At 41.5% G+C, this 17,273-nt stretch carries 18 protein-coding genes; 10 read left to right on the top strand and 8 right to left on the bottom strand.

The genetic code is table 11. The annotated features are described in order from the left end of the window. Positions 1-8: 8 nt before the first annotated feature. From LC454_RS00855 to LC454_RS00840, 4 genes are all read left to right on the top strand, one after another. Positions 9-482, top strand: a complete 474-nt coding sequence (locus LC454_RS00855; protein WP_223578174.1) for a DUF6428 family protein — start codon at positions 9-11, stop codon at positions 480-482. A 22-nt stretch (positions 483-504) separates the two neighbouring features. Next, complete coding sequence (locus LC454_RS00850) at positions 505-1,119, top strand: protein-tyrosine-phosphatase (protein ID WP_223578166.1); 615 nt, start codon at positions 505-507, stop codon at positions 1,117-1,119. Positions 1,120-1,122: 3 nt separating this feature from the next. Beyond that, positions 1,123-2,169, top strand: a complete 1,047-nt coding sequence (gene arsB, locus LC454_RS00845) for an ACR3 family arsenite efflux transporter (RefSeq protein WP_223578165.1) — start codon at positions 1,123-1,125, stop codon at positions 2,167-2,169. 340 nt (positions 2,170-2,509) lie between these two features. Further along, positions 2,510-3,136 (top strand): hypothetical protein, encoded by a 627-nt coding sequence (locus tag LC454_RS00840; protein ID WP_223578163.1) that lies wholly within the window; start codon positions 2,510-2,512, stop codon positions 3,134-3,136. Between the two features lie 91 nt (positions 3,137-3,227). On the opposite strand, the gene LC454_RS00835 is transcribed toward LC454_RS00840, so the two are convergent. The 8 genes from LC454_RS00835 to LC454_RS00800 form a co-directional block, all read right to left on the bottom strand. Beyond that, positions 3,228-4,094: a helix-turn-helix domain-containing protein gene (locus tag LC454_RS00835; protein WP_223578161.1), complete on the bottom strand. Its 867-nt coding sequence runs from the start codon at positions 4,092-4,094 to the stop codon at positions 3,228-3,230. Between the two features lie 42 nt (positions 4,095-4,136). Then, entirely contained in the window at positions 4,137-4,523 is a 387-nt protein-coding gene (locus LC454_RS00830) for a hypothetical protein (RefSeq protein ID WP_223578159.1), read from the bottom strand. 17 nt (positions 4,524-4,540) lie between these two features. Further along, complete coding sequence (locus tag LC454_RS00825) at positions 4,541-5,035, bottom strand: c-type cytochrome (protein WP_223578157.1); 495 nt, start codon at positions 5,033-5,035, stop codon at positions 4,541-4,543. Positions 5,036-5,306: 271 nt separating this feature from the next. Next, complete coding sequence (locus tag LC454_RS00820; protein ID WP_223578155.1) at positions 5,307-5,684, bottom strand: hypothetical protein; 378 nt, start codon at positions 5,682-5,684, stop codon at positions 5,307-5,309. A gap of 178 nt (positions 5,685-5,862) precedes the next feature. Next, on the bottom strand, positions 5,863-6,654 hold the full coding sequence (locus LC454_RS00815; RefSeq protein ID WP_223578153.1) for an SDR family NAD(P)-dependent oxidoreductase: 792 nt from the start codon (positions 6,652-6,654) through the stop codon (positions 5,863-5,865). A 13-nt stretch (positions 6,655-6,667) separates the two neighbouring features. After that, the gene (locus tag LC454_RS00810) at positions 6,668-7,834 is read right to left on the bottom strand and encodes a mandelate racemase/muconate lactonizing enzyme family protein (RefSeq protein ID WP_223578145.1); all 1,167 of its coding nucleotides are present in this window, start codon (positions 7,832-7,834) and stop codon (positions 6,668-6,670) included. Between the two features lie 14 nt (positions 7,835-7,848). Beyond that, positions 7,849-10,755 (bottom strand): glycoside hydrolase family 2 TIM barrel-domain containing protein, encoded by a 2,907-nt coding sequence (locus LC454_RS00805; RefSeq protein ID WP_223578143.1) that lies wholly within the window; start codon positions 10,753-10,755, stop codon positions 7,849-7,851. Then, complete coding sequence (locus LC454_RS00800; RefSeq protein WP_223578141.1) at positions 10,742-11,449, bottom strand: RraA family protein; 708 nt, start codon at positions 11,447-11,449, stop codon at positions 10,742-10,744. Before LC454_RS00800 ends, LC454_RS00805 begins: the two co-directional genes overlap by 14 nt. Positions 11,450-11,643: 194 nt before the next feature. Between LC454_RS00800 and LC454_RS00795 the strand changes: the two genes are divergently transcribed. The 6 genes from LC454_RS00795 (at position 11,644) to kdpA (ending at position 17,265) form a co-directional block, all read left to right on the top strand. Next, the gene (locus tag LC454_RS00795; RefSeq protein ID WP_223578139.1) at positions 11,644-12,522 is read left to right on the top strand and encodes an AraC family transcriptional regulator; all 879 of its coding nucleotides are present in this window, start codon (positions 11,644-11,646) and stop codon (positions 12,520-12,522) included. 635 nt (positions 12,523-13,157) lie between these two features. Next, positions 13,158-14,492, top strand: coding sequence for a sigma-54-dependent transcriptional regulator (locus tag LC454_RS00790; protein WP_223578130.1), 1,335 nt, complete (start codon positions 13,158-13,160; stop codon positions 14,490-14,492). A 272-nt stretch (positions 14,493-14,764) separates the two neighbouring features. Next, positions 14,765-14,908, top strand: a complete 144-nt coding sequence (locus LC454_RS00785) for a hypothetical protein (RefSeq protein WP_223578128.1) — start codon at positions 14,765-14,767, stop codon at positions 14,906-14,908. 100 nt (positions 14,909-15,008) lie between these two features. After that, on the top strand, positions 15,009-15,392 hold the full coding sequence (locus LC454_RS00780; protein WP_223578126.1) for a hypothetical protein: 384 nt from the start codon (positions 15,009-15,011) through the stop codon (positions 15,390-15,392). Beyond that, positions 15,389-15,466: a K(+)-transporting ATPase subunit F gene (gene kdpF, locus LC454_RS26585; RefSeq protein WP_120259290.1), complete on the top strand. Its 78-nt coding sequence runs from the start codon at positions 15,389-15,391 to the stop codon at positions 15,464-15,466. Before LC454_RS00780 ends, kdpF begins: the two co-directional genes overlap by 4 nt. A 110-nt stretch (positions 15,467-15,576) precedes the next feature. Then, entirely contained in the window at positions 15,577-17,265 is a 1,689-nt protein-coding gene (gene kdpA, locus LC454_RS00770; protein WP_223578124.1) for a potassium-transporting ATPase subunit KdpA, read from the top strand. Positions 17,266-17,273: the final 8 nt, after the last annotated feature.

Here is a 17,273-nt window from a genome sequence, read left to right as displayed (position 1 = left end):
AGTCTTTTATGAAATTATCAGAAATCAAAGAAATTTTAGCAACATTGGATCATGTTGATTTTCAGTTGGAAAATGGCACATTTGTTCCTGAACACTTCCATGTCACCGAAGTAGGTCAGATCACAAAAAAATTCATTGACTGTGGTGGTGTTATCCGTCAGGAGAAAGTGGTAAACTTCCAGCTATGGAATGCGGATGATTATGAGCACCGTCTAAAACCAGGCAAACTATTACATATTATCAATTTGTCCGAAGAGAAATTGGGTATCGAAGATGGGGAAATTGAAGTGGAATACCAAAGCAGTACGATCGGCAAATACGATCTTGACTTTAACGGTAAGACCTTTGTCTTGAAAAACAAGACTACGGCCTGCCTCGCCCAAGATGCTTGCGGCATACCATCCGAAAAGCCGAAAATAAATATTTCAGCATTGCCAGTCAGCGGAACTTCTTGCTGCACGCCAGGCTCAGGCTGTTGTTAATCACTTAAAATTCACTGCAGCAATGTATCAGAAAATAAAAGAAATAATAAGCACGATTACCTGCAGACAACACTTGTCTGAGGAACGTAAAGCGGCATTGAATCCCTTGATTCAATTTATTCAGGACAAGGTTGATCGTGGACAGCCGGTCAACCTCAATTTTATCTGTACCCACAATTCCCGTAGAAGCCATTTATCTCAGCTTTGGGCGCAGGTGGCCGCATCCTTCCATCATATCCCAGCGGTCAACTGCTACTCAGGGGGGACGGAAGAAACTGCTTTATTTCCTAAAATCGCAGAAACATTGGTTTCGCAGGGATTTGAGGTTTTTAAGATCGCTGATACGGATAACCCAATCTATGCAATAAAATATGGCGACAACGACCAGCCGGTTATCGGCTTTTCAAAAAAATATGATAGTCCATTCAACCCAATCTCTGGCTTTGCTGCAATCATGACCTGCTCGCAGGCGGATGGCGGATGCCCTTTTATTCCCGGTGCTGAAAAAAGGATACCGATTACTTTTGAAGATCCCAAGATTTCAGATGGCACAGCTGAGCAAACAGCAGTGTATGCAGAACGTAGTTTAGAAATTGCGGCCGAAATGTGCTATGTCTTTTCAAATATCAAGATCTAACCCATGCAATCGAAGTTAAAATTTCTTGACCGTTACCTCACCTTATGGATATTCCTGGCAATGGTTTTCGGTATTTCTTTGGGCAATTTTTTTCCCACTTCTGCACGATGGATCAATAGCTATAGCAGTGGCACAACAAATATACCACTTGCTGTCGGACTGATTCTCATGATGTACCCGCCATTGGCCAAGGTGCGTTATGAACAGGTTGGGAAGGTCTTCCGAAACCTAAAAGTTCTCGGCACCTCCCTGGTTCTGAACTGGATCATAGGACCAGTATTAATGTTTGTATTGGCACTTTTATTTCTGAACGGATATCCTGAATATATGGCCGGATTGATCCTAATCGGACTTGCTCGCTGTATTGCAATGGTTGTCGTATGGAATGAACTCGCAAATGGTAATAGAGAATATGCCGCAGGATTAATTGCGTTGAACAGTATCTTCCAGGTCTTACTCTATAGTTTATATGCCTACGTTTTTATCACTGTGTTACCTCCACTTTTTGGTGTGACAGGACTTTCCGTGAACATTTCCATTGCTGAAATCGCAAAAAGCGTCGCTATTTACCTAGGAATACCCTTCCTCGCTGGAGTTCTGAGCAGATATGGGCTGATCGCCTTAAAAGGTGAAAATTGGTTTCATAACCGTTTTATCCCCTTGATCTCTCCAATTACTTTGATAGCGTTGCTTTTTACCATTGTTGTGATGTTCAGCCTCAAAGGTGAAATGATCTTACAGTTGCCTATGGATGTATTGCGAATAGCGGTCCCATTGCTAATTTATTTTGCGCTGATGTTCATAATCAGTTTTTTTGCTGGCAAAAGGGTCGGTGCCGATTACTCACAAAGTACAGCCATTGCTTTTACGGCTGCAGGCAATAATTTTGAATTGGCCATTGCGGTCGCAATTGGTGTATTCGGTATCAATAGTGGACAGGCTTTTGTCGGAGTGATTGGTCCACTGGTCGAGGTCCCCGCATTGATAGCACTGGTCACCCTTGCATTTTGGTTCCGAAAAAAATACTTTGTAAAAGAACTTGCTACTTAAGTATAGACTTATAATAAATCCCGAAGCCATGTTTTTTGACATGGCTTTTTTGTTTGCAATATTCCACTTTCTATCTATCCCTTCAGCAGCCAGAATATAGTGCGTAAAAATCTCTTTCTAAGAAATGAAGAAAGCTTTATAAAAAGGGAATTATGGGCCCTACACTTTATCCGATCAATGCGGATAAAGTGGAAAATATTGACAACGATATTCTGCAGCAAAGAAGCGATCACATGGCCTTTAACATCGAGAAAAATTAAGTTGATGTAGCATAAAGCATGGGCAAATCGTTCTATTTGATAGATTTATCACATCATTTTACAAACCATTATATTAAACCATGAAGTACATTTGCCTACTAGTTACCCTATTTATCTTTTCTGCCTGTTCGAAAGAAAAGGGATATGGTCGCTTTAACCTAAGAGATGGACAAGAGGTCGAGCTTTTAGTCAGTCACCATTATGGTGCTATTAACGATGCCCCCTTGTTATTACCACAAAAAGAATCAGCGGAGCTGCCTCTTTCAAATTTTAAAGATAGGGAGCCCGGATATAATTATAAAATAAAGGCCAAGATGGTCGCTTACAATGGTCCTGAACTGATGGATGGTGGCCCATCCGACGGTCTTCAATTTATTAAAATTATCAGTCGGGAGAAATACACAGGCAACGATCCTTTTGAAATATCGCTTATACACTCATTTATACCTGGACCGCCCCAAATCATACTTTGGAATGAAGAAGATAAGTATCTCATCAACATTGGAACAAAGATCCAACTCACTTACACCGATAAAAAGGTTGGGGATCAACTGGAGGAAATCTGGCAGTACAATCATAAAAGATTGACTGATTATAGTTTGGTTTCCTTACCCCTTAAATGGAAATCCATTCAAGCGACTGTCACACATGACCCCAAAAATTTTGGAAAAGCTTACCTTGTATCCAATATCAAACTGGTCGAATAAGATGACATGTTAAGAAAAACGATTCGGACAGTAGGCAAATGCGCAAAATGCGAGCCTACTGCCGAATCTGAGATTGCCCCCTCTTACTATCCTATTGGTTTCTCCTAAATTCCTCAGGGCTCTGCCCTTTCTTGGCCTTAAAAAATGTTATGAAATAAGGTACATTGTCAAATCCTAGTTCAATGGCTATTTCCCTGACCGTTTTAAACGTATGATACAGCAGACGTTCTGCTTCTAATACGATCCGATTCCGGATCAGTGTGCCACAACTTGCGGCTCTCTTTTCGCGGCAAATGCGGTTGAGATGATTGACTGACAAATTCAGTCTTTCGGCATAGAAAGACGGGAATCGCTTCTCTCTATAATTTTCGTCCAACAAAGTCTCGAAAGCCATTAACCGTTCCTCCTTTTCGTCCATCCGCACAGCGCCAATATTTTTTGTAATCCGACGCCCCAACAGCTGTAGCAAACTATGCAGGTGGTTGTGTAGCAACTCTCTTGAGCCAAATTTTGCTGTACGATATTCCTTCTGCATCAGCTCCATCAGGTGGCTACATCTTTCGATGTCTTCACTGGTCAATACAAAGCCGTTCATCCGGTTACATTTTAAATAGTTAAAGTAGTGTGTCCTTTCCATATGGTAGCGCTGCATAAAAAAGGTTTCCGTAAAAAGGACGATACTTCCTTCGACAGGTATATTATGCAGGAAGCTACAGACACAATCGGCGCTGATGCTCAGCATATCATGCCTGCCCATGGCATACATTCTTTTATCTGCCACCATCGTCAGGCCACCACTCTTAATCAGCAAAACACTATAGTATGAATGCGCGAGCAATGTCTTTTGTTGAGCTTTGGCATGTAAATATTCGGCGATAGGCATAATAATAATCCCATTGGAAGCCGAATCAATATTTTCTAGTCTTAGAAAATCTAGTTTTTCTTTTCGTATTACCATTATCTTATTCTTTTTCTTCAATAAAAAATTTAAAGGGAATGGTTATACGATTGGAGGTTTAAAAATCCGGTCAAAGATCCCCTGACACAAGGGGTTACCTTCCGTTAGCGGATGGGTTATTCTTAAAATTCGGGTAAAGGGTTGCTGCCGGGTCAGCTCTTGAACAAGCTGTACAAACAGCGGTATCTCAGCACTTTTCACTTTGATCAACACATCGCTGGCCTCTTTTTCTTCCACTGTTTTCTCACTCAGGTAGCAGAACCCCTTACAGGTAGCCGCAGGTTCATAGCGATAGACACATAGCTGCTGCTCAATATAATCCCGATTGCATTCAAAGCCAATAAATACCCACAATAGATTGGTTGCCTGTAGGCAAAGAGCCCAGGCCATCAACAGACAGAAAAGTCCTTTCAGCTTGTAGGATTTCATCGATATAGATTATTTCTTTATTTCGTTGCGCTATTCCGTTCGCGGAGGTACTCCAAAATTGCGGGCGCATCTTCCTGTTGCAAGCCCAGACTGATCATGGGTGACGCAAACTCCTTGCTCAGTGCTTTTGCATCAGGATCTTTTTCAAGCATTGTTGCCGGATCGAGCATCATATTCATGATCCATTCCGGTGTACGGCGTTTGATGACACCGTCCAATGACGGACCTACCAAGGTACGATCAAAGCCATGACACATAGCACATTTGGAGACAAATAACTCTACCCCCCTATTTGCGAGCTGTGCATCAAAGGGTTTGTGCTCAAAAGATACAACAGGACCTACCCCTTTGGCTCCTTCGGTTTTATAGTCCAACATTTCGGTTGCTGGAGATGCCGCTGCCGGCTCAGTAGCTTTGCCGGTTGATACCTTTTTCTTATCCCCATTATCCGCACAGGCAAGCAGAAGGATAAAGCCAAAACAGGCAAGGATTATTGTGATTCTATTTTTCATTACTCTCTTTTTCCAATTGTTTAAAACAGTATATAGTATTCCCATGTGCTATTCCTTCAGCAGATAGGAGATTCGATAGCCAGTCCCATCAGCCTAATCCAGCTGGATCAATAGCGCCAAAGGGACTTCCTTCATGGACGAAGAATATGCTTTCCGTGGTATAAATCACTGGGCAACATGCATACAGTTATTCTTCTCAGGAAAACACATACAGATTGGACCGTTTACATAAAACGTCAATCGTTGCATCCAATAAATTCTTTAAAAGGTATTAGACGAGCGGTGGGTGGAAAATAGAAAAGATGGGGCGGTAAGCATAATTCTCTTTCTGTTCTGCAAAGGCCAGTTGAATACAGTCTTCGTCAGATGAAGAATTGTCAAAGGTAAAATTCAGGCTGTTGTTGATAAAAACAACATCGATGATGCGTGTCTCGAGTTTCTTCTGCTCCTTTTCTTCATGTTCACGCATCTTTTTCATCAAGATACATTGCCCTCTACAGGAAAGCGCCTTTTCGTTAAAGCGGTTGATACATTCATTTTTGGCAATATAGTCTCTATTGAGTTCAAAAACAGTCCATACCCATACGGTAGAGAAGCTCTGGAGGAGCATCAATGGCAGTAAGATCCATATGAATTGTTTCGCTTTCATGAATTGACAGTATTGCAAATATAATAATTGTTGTCATTGGAGGTGCAATAATTTTAGAAGTAACAAAAAACTACTAGTCTATTGTATTTAATTTTCGCCTCTAGCAATACCTGCGCTGTTTTTACATTTCTTTCCATAGCTATTACGCTTCAAGCCCCCCTGTCGATGTGCTTATTTTTTAATCTTCTTGCATTAAAGCATTTCTACCCCCATCAATGAGATAGGTCGTTCCACTCGCAAAGGAAGCGTAGGTACTGGAAAGAAATACACACCAACCGCCGACCTCTTCGGCTGTACCAAGTCGTTTAACCGGATGTCTATCGATAGTTTTTTGTCGCTCCTGCTCGGCATCCGGAAATGAATCGAACCATTTTTGATTCCCCGGGGTATCAATAAATCCCGGTGCGAGCCCTACCGCTCGAATCGCGGGTCCCCATTCAACAGCCATGGCACGCACCAAGGACAATAAAGCCCCTTTTGTGACATTGTAGGGAAAACATCCCGGAATGGAAGCATAGGCATGGTTAGAGGCCATGATGATAATCACTCCAGGTGAGGCCTGCATCAGTAGCGGTTTAAGGGTTTTGGCTAACAGCCAATGGGAAGCGAGATTCAACGCACTGTTGTTGTTCCAATCCGCTAATGTACAGTCATCCAGGCCCCTGAAAACATTCTGTCCAGCATTGGAAACCAGTATATCCAGACGACCATACTCTTGTTGCAAAAGTAAAGCCAGCTTCAGAATCGCAGCTTCTTGAGACACATCAGTCTCATAATAAAATGTACGCTCATGAAAGGGCTCCATTTTCAAAAAAAATGAAGCCACTGTCGGATCATCAACAGTTAATTCGGCACAGGCTATCACCGTTGCGCCGGCCTGTGCAAATTGCATACTTACCCCTAGCCCAATTCCAGAAATACCACCAGTGATAAGGACAATTTTGTCCGTCAAATCAATTGTAAACGCCATTTTCTTATAAAATTTACACGTAAAAACCTGGTCTAGGCTCCAATATCCCTGGATGCTTAAGCATTTCTTCTTCGATCAGGTCTACACCTAATCCCGGATTCTCACTCAATATCAAATGACCATTCTTCACCATATCCTTAATTGGATGATCGATGACTTCATCCCTCCAGGGAACATCGTTGAACAGAAATTCCTGTCTAAAAAAGTTTGGTACCGATGCACACACATGGGCACTTGCCAAGGTTGAAAGTGGCCCATTTGGATTATGTGGTGCCAACAATACATTGTAGGCTTCCATCATCGTTGCCATCCGCTTCATTTCCGAAGGCCCGCCACATCGCGTAATATCGGGCATCATAATATCACAGATATTTTTTTCCAGTACCGGTCGGATTCCATGTCTCGTGTAATGTCTTTCTCCGACACAGATTGACACATTGGAAGGTATGCGTTCACGCATTGCCCGCAAGTTGTCCGCATTTTCTGGACCTGCAGGTTCCTCATACCAAGTGATATTCAATTCCGAAAGGCGTTGTGCCATCTGTACGGCTACCCGATAATTCAACATTGCATGGGTCTCAATCATAATATCAAAATTGGGGCCTACGCTATCACGAACTGCTTTACTTACTTCAAAAGCTAAATCTTGCTGCTCGGCAGTCAAATTCAGGTTAACCGCCAAATCTTCTCCATAGAGGTAGTTTGTATGCGCAAAAGGATCAAATTTTAATCCTGTAAAACCGGCATCCTTCACCGCACGCGCCTGTTTGGCATAATCTTGTGGATTGTGCCCGCCAGCGGTAAACCAATAATTCGCGTACAGCAAGATTTCTTTGCGAAATGCACCACCCAGTAGTTCATAACAAGGTACTCCAAGCACCTTTGCTTTCAAGTCCAAGAGCGCCATATCAATTCCTGATATCGCACACATGCTCGCACCATAGGGCCCTATCCAGTTTAAGTCGCGATAAAGTTTGGTCCAGATAAAATCTGTTTTCATGGGGTCCAACCCAATGATCCGTTGGCCCACATGTTTGGCAGCCTCAAACACAATTGGACTACCTGGCCAGTTGGTAGCCTCGCCCACACCTGTATGACCTGTATCTGTATAAATCTTTAATAAAGTCCAATTGTACTTTACTCCTTCTACCAACCAGACTTTGACGTCTATAATCTTCATTCCGATTCAATTTTTTAATCTATTTTTAGAATAATCTGTCCACTTAACTTATCCCCTTTTTTTATTTTTTTACGGCCATAGCTATGCGGCGAGCCATAAAAAGGTTCTGAGCCATTGTTTGAATAATCCGCTACCAACCATTGAATATGTTGATCTTGCTTCCATGCTCTGGAATGTTGTTGTCCATTGGATAGTACCGTTACTTTAGCTCCAGGCCCATTTATGCTTGCCCAATGAATATTTGCTTTGGTCGATCTAAAATCGTTTGATCCCAAACTATTGGCATCATCTTTCCAATCCTTCGCCTGTGGCTTCCCATGTTCTTCTACTTCATAAAGCAGAATAGCATTCAATGCTGCTTCACCTTCATTTCTCCCGATATGATTTTCTGGATAAGTTGAAAATGCACCTTTGCGCGACCAGGCTAATTTATTGTACGATAAAGGCAATTCCATCATCAAACCTGATTGATAAAGATTCATTTCCTTCTCCCGTTGATAAAACATTTCGTATTCTATACGCAGAAGACCGTTCTTAAGGAAAACAAATTTTTGTTTTCCTTTTCCATTTTGATAGGTAAGATTCATACTTACCGAAATGCTATCAGCCGAATCAATTGCCTCCACGGCATCGGCAAATAAGATATATTGTTCATATTGTTTCAATGGTGCAATATTATTCTGATAGGTCTCCCCCGCTACATTCGGTTTTCCCCCGTCCTCCGCATTCGCTTCGATTAATGCGATTGTGGGGCCTTTGCTCAAAATAAGTTCGCCATCTTTTCGCACTGCTACCAATTTACCATAGGTTCTGCTAAATGTATAATCCAAATTTCCTTGTTTTACATAAATATACGCCGAATCTTGTTTCAGCTGTAACGCTGTCGTCAAAAATTGTTCTTGATTTTTTCGGTCTTTCTGAAACAACTCATTTTCGACCTCATTTCCCTGATTATCTGTTGCAATAATCTGCAATGAGCTGTACCCACTTGGAATTGGCAAGGTTACCTGCCCACCTTTACGAGGTCCGATAGCGGCTTTGAATGGAAATTGTTTTCCATCGACAATAGCCACAAATTTAATTTGATCAAGTGACAGAAAATCATACCTATTTTCAATATCGATAACGACTTTACTACCGTTAATAACCGGTTTACCGATTTTGATTGGTGAATAAGCCTTTTTCATACCAAAGTACTCCGGTTTCGGTCTGCGCCATCCATCGATTGGCCCCCAGGGCCCATAACCAACAATACGTCCATCGGGAAGATGAAAAGTATCATCAATACCACTCCAGATCGCTCCACCTAAATTGGCGGAATATTTATAAATCGAGTCAACAAAGGTCACCAAGGGAGCATTATAAGCATCCCTGATGCCAGGATCGGTCAACAATTCACGCCTATTATAGGTTGAAAGATGTGCATATTCGCCAAATAATGTTGGTCTTTTCATGGTATCGGTTGCCAAAGGCCCGTTAATACCTGGATAATGGTAATTGGCAATATCAGCCTTACTTCCACCATTATTAAAGCCACCCCAAGTTTGATCATGAAAGCTTGTCGGACGTGTTGGATCCAAGGTTTTCACATGTTGATTGATCTCCGCCCAAAGTGGGCTCCAATGAGATTCATTTCCCAGCGACCAGAACAATATAGAAGGGTGCTGTCTATTACTCAATACATTATCGATATTTGCCACCAGCATAACTGGCAAAAAACGTTTATCTTTATAGTCCCATTTCCGCCAGATTGGAGAAGCATGATGTTGAATCCAGCTCAATGCAGCTTCACTCTCCACATACATACCCAATTCGTCTGCTGCATTCAAAAATTCCTCTGATGGAGGGTAGTGCGAAGTGCGAATATAATTGACATTCGCCTGTTTGAATAAAAGCACATCCTGCCGATCTATTTCTGGATTTGAAGCCCTACCATTCAACGGATGCACAGCATGTCTATTAACTCCCCTCAATTTCACAGGTTTTCCGTTTACCAATAATTGGTTTTTTACGATTTCAATTTCGCGAAATCCTACTTTTTGCTTATTCATTTGCACGGCCTCACCATTGACGATCAAATCCGTTTCCAATAGATAGAGGTAAGGCGTCTCGGCCGACCAGTGCATCGGTTTTTTGACCGCTAGTAGACTTTCGATCCGTTTATGGCTCCCTACCCCAAGCTGAATCTTGTCGGAGGATTTTTGAAGAACTGTCTTACCGTCGGCATCCCGGAGTACATAGCGCAATTGGACCTGCTGCGGCTGGTTCGAGCTATTTTGCACCAGGCCGGCAAGTTTAAGCGTTGCATGGACATATTTTGAATCGAAATCTGTTGCAACTGCTGCATCCGAAATATGCACCTTAGGCACTGTAAATAAAGTTGCTTTGCGCAAAATTCCACCCACGGTATGCGCCGCATACTGAGACACACAAGATAAAATATCACTTAGGGTATTTGCCTGAACTTCTACGGTCAGTTTATTTTTTCCTTTGTTGACCTTTTCATTTAGGTCAACCTGAAAAGCCACAAATCCGCCTTCATGTTCACCGACTACCTGGTCGTTTACTTTGACAAGCGCATGTGAACTGACACCGTCAAAGCGAATGTATACCGGATTACCTTCCCAATCATCGGGCATTTCAAATGAACGCTCATACACTGCCGTTTCACCCGCAGCGACATGCTGGCCTTGCATCTCCCATTCTCCCGGTACCTGAATGGCCACTGGCTTAGTATTGGCAACTTTGAAGTTCCACTGTCCATTCAACAGAATCCGACTGGTTTTACTTGTGGCCAACTGATCAGGCAAAGGCGTCAAAAATGATCCAGCCTGTTGTGCCGACAGGTTTCCCAAGGTCGTACAGGCCAACAACAGCGCCAACCAGCTGCCTTTGGACAATTTTAATTTACATAATTCCATATTTTTCAAATGCTTCTTTGGCACCCATGCCTTCCATAACCTTGTTCAATACTACTTTTTCAGCTCTCGCTTTTTCAAATGCCCGAGCGAAAACCTCCTGTTCATATTCGCGTGGTACCACGCAGACACCATCAATATCGCCGATCAACATATCGCCATCCTTGATCAGGACATTCCCAAAACGGATGGGCACCCGCCAGTCAATAACCTTTCCACGTGGTGCCTGATCCTGTGCATAACAGCCCATGGAGAAACAAGGAAACTCGAGCGCCAAAATCCCAACGGTATCTCTTGAGTAGCCATTGACAATCGCCCCATGCGCACCCAATGTTTTGGCCCTTGCACTCATAATCTCACCCCAGAGCGCATAGTCCGGCGAAGAGCCGCTGCAAATATAAATCTCACCCGGACGTAGATCATCCAAGGCCTCAAGCATCAATCCAAATGATTTAGCCAATACTGAATTCTTCGACTGCTGTTCAGCAGTTCCGCAAACATCGGCCTCCAATACCGTCATTGCCCTACCAATTAAAAACAAATCTGATTTTAAAGGTCTTATATTCGGTGGCAGAAATTGATGGAACAATCCCATTTTGTCCATCACATCCCCAATGACAGCTGTAAAAAGTTCCTTACGGATCAGCTCAAAAAGCGTTTCATCATTCGCCCATTTCATAAGGTTATTTTCTTTCATTTTCCTGATATCAACTAAATAAGGCTATCTTATTCTGTCAAAGATACAGGCCGTTAAAATGCAATACTAAAACTGATCATACAAAAACAAAAACTATATATCCCCAAATACCACCAATAAATACTTATATAGGTGAATATTGTTTGAAATATCGATAAATAATTTATTTTTGTAGTCAACCAATCTCGCTAGCTATGAACAAATTACCCAAAGCTCAATTTATTGAACTCAGTCCGCCCAGCGAAAGAACCATCCATGTCAAAATAGTTGATCAAGACTTTTTGAGCAATCCTCTTCATTTTCATGAACTATGCGAACTGGTGTTGATTTTGGAAAGTTTTGGTAAGCGTGTTGTGGGCAATAATATTGCTACATTCACGGAAGGTGACTTGGTTTTGATGGGGCCAAATATTCCGCATATCTGGCGCAATGATGACGTATTTTTAGAACCAGGCAATCCACAACGGGCGCGTGCTATTGTGATCTATTTTCCCGCAGATTTTTTACTCCAGCTGACCGACGAACATCAAACGATTCAAGCGATGCAGCATTTTATCCGTAAGGCCCAACGTGGGCTCCGCTTTTATGGTGAAACTAAAGATAAGGCGCATACACTGATGGAAAGCATTAGTGATAAAGAAGGATTTTCAAAGATTATTGAATTTCTTAAACTTATCCAATTACTGCAGGAAGCCGTAGAATTTGAAAGTCTTGTGTCCGAAGGTTATCGACCGACCTTTAGCGAACAGGAAACACAGCGCATTAATAAGGTCTATCTCTATGTCATGAGCAATTTCAAAGAAGACGTTAATATACAAGCTGCCAGCGGAATCCTTAATATGACTCCCAACGCTTTCTGTCGTTTTTTCAAACGTCATACCCAGAAATCTTTCACCCGATTTGTCAATGAAATGCGCATTGGCCATGCCTGCAAATTGCTGATGGACCGAACACTCAGTATTTCTGAGATCTGCTATATCTGCGGCTATCAAAATCTTACGAATTTCAATAAATTCTTTAAATCCATTATGAACAAGACGCCACGAGAATTCCGAAAAGAAATGGATTTTTAAAACTTTAATGATAAGGTATCATCCCTAAAAATTGAAAAAATCTAGTTTTAGCACATTTCAACATCCACTATATCGCTTATTACGTATATATGGTCGTTGATATACATTATACTGTAAAACGTTAGCCTATCATTTTGAAAATTACCCTCTCAAAATGATAGGCATCTATTCAACCAATGATGGCACCACACAAAACACAACAAGCTAAAAAACAGAAAATTACCAACAAACACCCTTTCCTGGAGTAAATTTTGATTTAAAATAAAACTAATATAAATCAGAAATGAACAGATTGAATGTAAAATGGAAACAGGAAGTGGAACCACCATCATTTCCTAAGTGGCTTAAATCCTATCACCTCCTCCTATGTGCTATTATTATAGTAGTCGCTTTTGGCTCAGTTTTAAAACATTTCGGTGCAAAAAGAATGGATAACTATATTCATCACAGTTCGAGCAAGCTCAATATAATAAGACAGCCCGATTAGGTAATTTTATAACACGCTCAGCGTTCAAGCAAGCTATTGAAGCTCAAAATTCGCAAATACACAGGCTAACTGAAAGCTAAGCTGCCACATGATCGCGAAATCCGACATGTAGCGTCTGCCAGGCCTTATCAACAGGAAATTATATCACGTGAAAGTACTTATCATTGACGATGAAGACAAGTTGAGGAACTTGCTCTCAAAAATTATTAGCTTCGAAGGTTTTGAGGTCTTTCAGGCTTCCAGTATTAAATCAGGCTTAAAACAATTGGAACTGGAAGAGATAGATGTCATTGTATCTGACGTCAAACTTCCCGATGGGAATGGCGTAGAGACAGCCAAGATTATCAAAAGCAAATATCCTGCTGTCGAAATTATTCTTTTGACTGCTTTTGGGAATATCCCGGACAGTGTCGATGCCATCAAAAACGGTGCCTTTGACTATATCACCAAAGGGAACGACAACGACAGGATAATTCCACTATTGTACAAAGCCGGTGAAAAGGCCGTGCTGAATAAAAAAGTTCAAAAACTCGAAAAGCAGCTCGGTGAAAAACATTCTTTTGATAAGATCATCGGACGGTCTAAATCCATCATTAAGGCAATTGATCTCGCTAAAAGAGTCGCTAGTTCCGAGACCACTGTACTACTGACCGGAGAAACCGGGACCGGAAAAGAGGTTTTTGCTCAGGCAATACATCTGGCCAGCTTACGTGCAAATCACAGTTTTGTAGCAATCAATTGCTCAGCATTCAGCAAAGAGCTCCTTGAAAACGAACTATTCGGACATAAAGCCGGCGCTTTTACAGGCGCAACCAAAGATCAAAAAGGACTCTTTGAAGAAGCGCACAAAGGAACAATCTTCTTGGATGAAATCGGTGAAATGGAAATAGAGCTACAGGCCAAAATATTACGTGTACTAGAAACAGGTGAATTCCTGCGTGTGGGCGATAACAAACCCACCAAAGTAGATGCCCGCATCATTGCAGCCACAAATCGCAATTTAGAAAATGAAATTGAACTCGGCAATTTTAGGAATGACCTATTTTATCGCTTGTCGGTCTTTGCAATACCACTTCCCTCCTTGCGCGAAAGACCTAAAGACATTCGATTATTGGCAGAACACTTTGTCAATTGGTTTGCCGTAAAGTCCAATCGACGATCATTGAAATTAACAGACGAATATCTCAGCGCATTAGAGAGAAACGCCTGGAAAGGCAATATCCGTGAGCTGAAAAACGTGATCGAACGAAGCGTGATATTAGCAGACGATGGGATCCTCAGCTTAGATACCTTGCCTATAAACCTGCAACAGGACAACAAAGACACAGCGATGATGTCAACATTTTCGATGGCCAGCGTAGAAAAAACACATATCCTGAAAATATTAAACTACACCCAAGGCAATAAAACAGAAACGGCGAGACTTCTAGAAATAGGCTTAGCAACCCTGTACCGAAAAATAGACCATTATAAAATATCCTAGAAATGGGCAAATTTACCTCCATTAAAGCCCAATCCAAGAACATTCCTACCAACACCAAAAGCCTGCGGAGATCAATCAGCAGCTATTCATATCCTCTTTTTTATGTAAAAAACAATAACCTATCATTTTGATAATCCACCTTATCAAAATGATAGGTTATTTGTTTTCAACACATCCGAAAATAAATCACAACAAATTAATAAACAACTAATTACATCCAATTAAAAACTATTGGAATACATTTTGGCATATCGGATATAAAATAAATAAAAATGAGCAAGACAGATGTTAGATGGGAACAGGAACAAGAGCCACTATCGTTCCCTAAATGGCTAAAATCTTATCACTTATTGTTCTTTGCAACACTGGTGGTATTGATTTTCGGAGCAATAATAAAACATTATAGTACAGTCTAATCAATAACAAAATGATAACATTAATATTAACGCTGGCGGGAGTAGCCTGCTTTGGTCTATTCATTAAGTCAATTGACTTTTTTGATAAAATCTAGTAAGAATGAATAAAATAAATGAACAATCCGCAAGTCAATATCTTGCCGATCATTATGGAGAAATAAAAGAAGAAATCAAGGATCTGTCATCCCGAAGGAATTTTGCCGGGATATTTCAGGCCATCGTGAACCATATCAATTACCTACTTTCTAATGGCCAGATCGAAAAAATCGGCAATCGATTAAAATATATGGGATGGCTTTATAGAATGGGAAATGAACAGGTACGCAACATCATTGAAAATCTCTTTGTGCGCTCTTTTCGGGGAATGAAAAGAAGATGCACATCCGAAGAATGGATCTATATGTATCAGCAGATTCCTAAAAATCTTAAACAAATTTATTTGTTGCAAAGCAGCAGCTATATCACTCAAAAATCTTTTATATGACAGCACTGTTTGTGGTAGCTATTGGTGTATTCGTTTACATCTGCTACGTACTGCTAAAACCAGAGAAATTTTAAATCACAATAGCTGATGAAAGAAGACAAGAAAAGGTTAAAATCTTATGTAGATAAGGGACAACAGAATTTCATCAGATAGTATGTAGAGAAATTAAATAATATTAACAGAAATGAATACAGAAATTTTAGGAATAATCGTAATGTTTGTCATAACAGTATTGCTTGCAATACCGTTAGGCAAATACATTGCAAAAGTCTATGGAGGCGAAAAAACACTGCTTGACCCCATATTTAATCCCATAGAACGGATCTTTTATAAAGTCAGCAGGATCAATCCACAGACGGAAATGAACTGGAAACAACAGATGGTAGCGATGGTCAGCATCAATATGATCTGGTTTTTATTGGGTATGCTCATCTTGATGACACAGGGCAGCCTGCCACTGAACCCGGACAATAATCCGAGTATGTCGGCGGATCTCGCATTCAATACTGTCATTTCATTTGTCGTTAACTGTAACCTCCAACACTATTCGGGTGAGACCGGGCTCAGTTATCTGGGCCAATACTGGCTTATGTTCCTACAATTTGTAAGTGCAGGTATCGGTATGGCAGCTGCAGTACTTGTATTCAGGGCATTCCGTGATCGCACAGCAAGTACATTGGGAAATTTTTACAACTATTTTGTAAAATCATGTACACGTATATTATTACCGCTTTCATTGGTTGTTGCGATCATCCTTGCTTTTGAGGGCACACCAATGACTTTTGAAGGAAAAGATACCATTACAACGCTGCAAGGTGATACTGTAGCAGTGTCGAGAGGTCCTGCTGCTGCCTTTGTAGCCATTAAACATATCGGAACAAATGGCGGTGGATTTTATGGTGCAAACTCTGTCCACCCATTTGAAAATCCTTCATATCTCTCCAATATGGTCGAGATGGTCGCGCAGATGATTATCCCCATAGCCATGATTTTTGCGCTGGGTATCTTCATCAAGCGGCGGAAGCTCTCCTGGATGATCTTTGGTGTCATGACGATCGGCTTCCTTTTGCTTGTCATTCCGAATATTATGATGGAGACCAAAGGTAATCCTGCGCTTGCGGCGATGGGAGTTGATAATTCTCTCGGGGCAATGGAGGGTAAAGAAGTCCGCTTTGGAGCGCCCGCATCCGGTTTTTGGAGTATTGTGACCACGGTAATTTCGACAGGTTCGATTAATTCCATGCACGATAGCACCATGCCCCTATCGGGTATGAATGAATTGCTTGCCATGATGATCAATGCCTTCTATGGCGGCTGTGGTGTAGGGATACTGAACTTCTTTATTTTCATCATTCTCGCTGTGTTTATCAGTGGACTGATGGTTGGTCGGACACCCGAGTTTTTAGGAAAAAAAGTGGAAGCCAGAGAAATGAAAATCGCTATGATTATCGCACTGCTGCATCCCTTTCTAATCCTGGTAGGAACAGCTTTAGCAGCCGCACTACCGCAATACACCGCAGCAACGCTGAACAACCCTGGATTCCACGGCTTTAGTGAGATGCTTTATGAATACACCTCATCGGCAGCAAATAATGGTAGCGGATTTGAAGGATTGGGAGACAACAGCATATGGTGGAACGTCAGTACAGGTTTCGTACTTATTTTGTCCCGCTTCCTACCGATTATAGGCCCGGTTGCCATCGCTGGTTTATTGGCTGAAAAGAAATTTATTCCTGAGGGAGATGGAACATTGAAAACAGACACAGCAACTTTCGGGCTTATGGTATTCGCCGTTATAGCCATTGTCGCTGCACTATCCTTTTTCCCAGCATTGGCATTAGGCCCTATTGCGGAGTACTTCTCACTTTATTAAACATTGAT

It is taken from the genome of Sphingobacterium sp. GVS05A, from assembly GCF_019969845.1.
Taxonomy (GTDB): Bacteria; Bacteroidota; Bacteroidia; order Sphingobacteriales; family Sphingobacteriaceae; genus Sphingobacterium.
This window is presented reverse-complemented; position numbering and strand designations above follow the sequence as displayed.

Excerpts from the sequence above, each read along its gene's own strand:
- LC454_RS00795 (WP_223578139.1), top strand. The coding sequence starts at position 11,644 with ATGAACAAATTACCCAAAGCTCAATTTATTGAACTCAGTCCGCCCAGC.
- LC454_RS00850 (WP_223578166.1), top strand. The coding sequence starts at position 505 with ATGTATCAGAAAATAAAAGAAATAATAAGCACGATTACCTGCAGACAA.
- LC454_RS00810 (WP_223578145.1), bottom strand. The coding sequence starts at position 7,834 with ATGAAGATTATAGACGTCAAAGTCTGGTTGGTAGAAGGAGTAAAGTAC.
- LC454_RS00820 (WP_223578155.1), bottom strand. The coding sequence starts at position 5,684 with ATGAAAGCGAAACAATTCATATGGATCTTACTGCCATTGATGCTCCTC.
- LC454_RS00785 (WP_223578128.1), top strand. The coding sequence starts at position 14,765 with ATGAGCAAGACAGATGTTAGATGGGAACAGGAACAAGAGCCACTATCG.
- kdpF (WP_120259290.1), top strand. The coding sequence starts at position 15,389 with ATGACAGCACTGTTTGTGGTAGCTATTGGTGTATTCGTTTACATCTGC.
- LC454_RS00855 (WP_223578174.1), top strand. The coding sequence starts at position 9 with ATGAAATTATCAGAAATCAAAGAAATTTTAGCAACATTGGATCATGTT.
- LC454_RS00840 (WP_223578163.1), top strand. The coding sequence starts at position 2,510 with ATGAAGTACATTTGCCTACTAGTTACCCTATTTATCTTTTCTGCCTGT.
- LC454_RS00815 (WP_223578153.1), bottom strand. The coding sequence starts at position 6,654 with ATGGCGTTTACAATTGATTTGACGGACAAAATTGTCCTTATCACTGGT.
- arsB (WP_223578165.1), top strand. The coding sequence starts at position 1,123 with ATGCAATCGAAGTTAAAATTTCTTGACCGTTACCTCACCTTATGGATA.
- LC454_RS00825 (WP_223578157.1), bottom strand. The coding sequence starts at position 5,035 with ATGAAAAATAGAATCACAATAATCCTTGCCTGTTTTGGCTTTATCCTT.
- LC454_RS00830 (WP_223578159.1), bottom strand. The coding sequence starts at position 4,523 with ATGAAATCCTACAAGCTGAAAGGACTTTTCTGTCTGTTGATGGCCTGG.
- LC454_RS00835 (WP_223578161.1), bottom strand. The coding sequence starts at position 4,094 with ATGGTAATACGAAAAGAAAAACTAGATTTTCTAAGACTAGAAAATATT.
- LC454_RS00780 (WP_223578126.1), top strand. The coding sequence starts at position 15,009 with ATGAATAAAATAAATGAACAATCCGCAAGTCAATATCTTGCCGATCAT.
- kdpA (WP_223578124.1), top strand. The coding sequence starts at position 15,577 with ATGAATACAGAAATTTTAGGAATAATCGTAATGTTTGTCATAACAGTA.
- LC454_RS00805 (WP_223578143.1), bottom strand. The coding sequence starts at position 10,755 with ATGGAATTATGTAAATTAAAATTGTCCAAAGGCAGCTGGTTGGCGCTG.
- LC454_RS00800 (WP_223578141.1), bottom strand. The coding sequence starts at position 11,449 with ATGAAAGAAAATAACCTTATGAAATGGGCGAATGATGAAACGCTTTTT.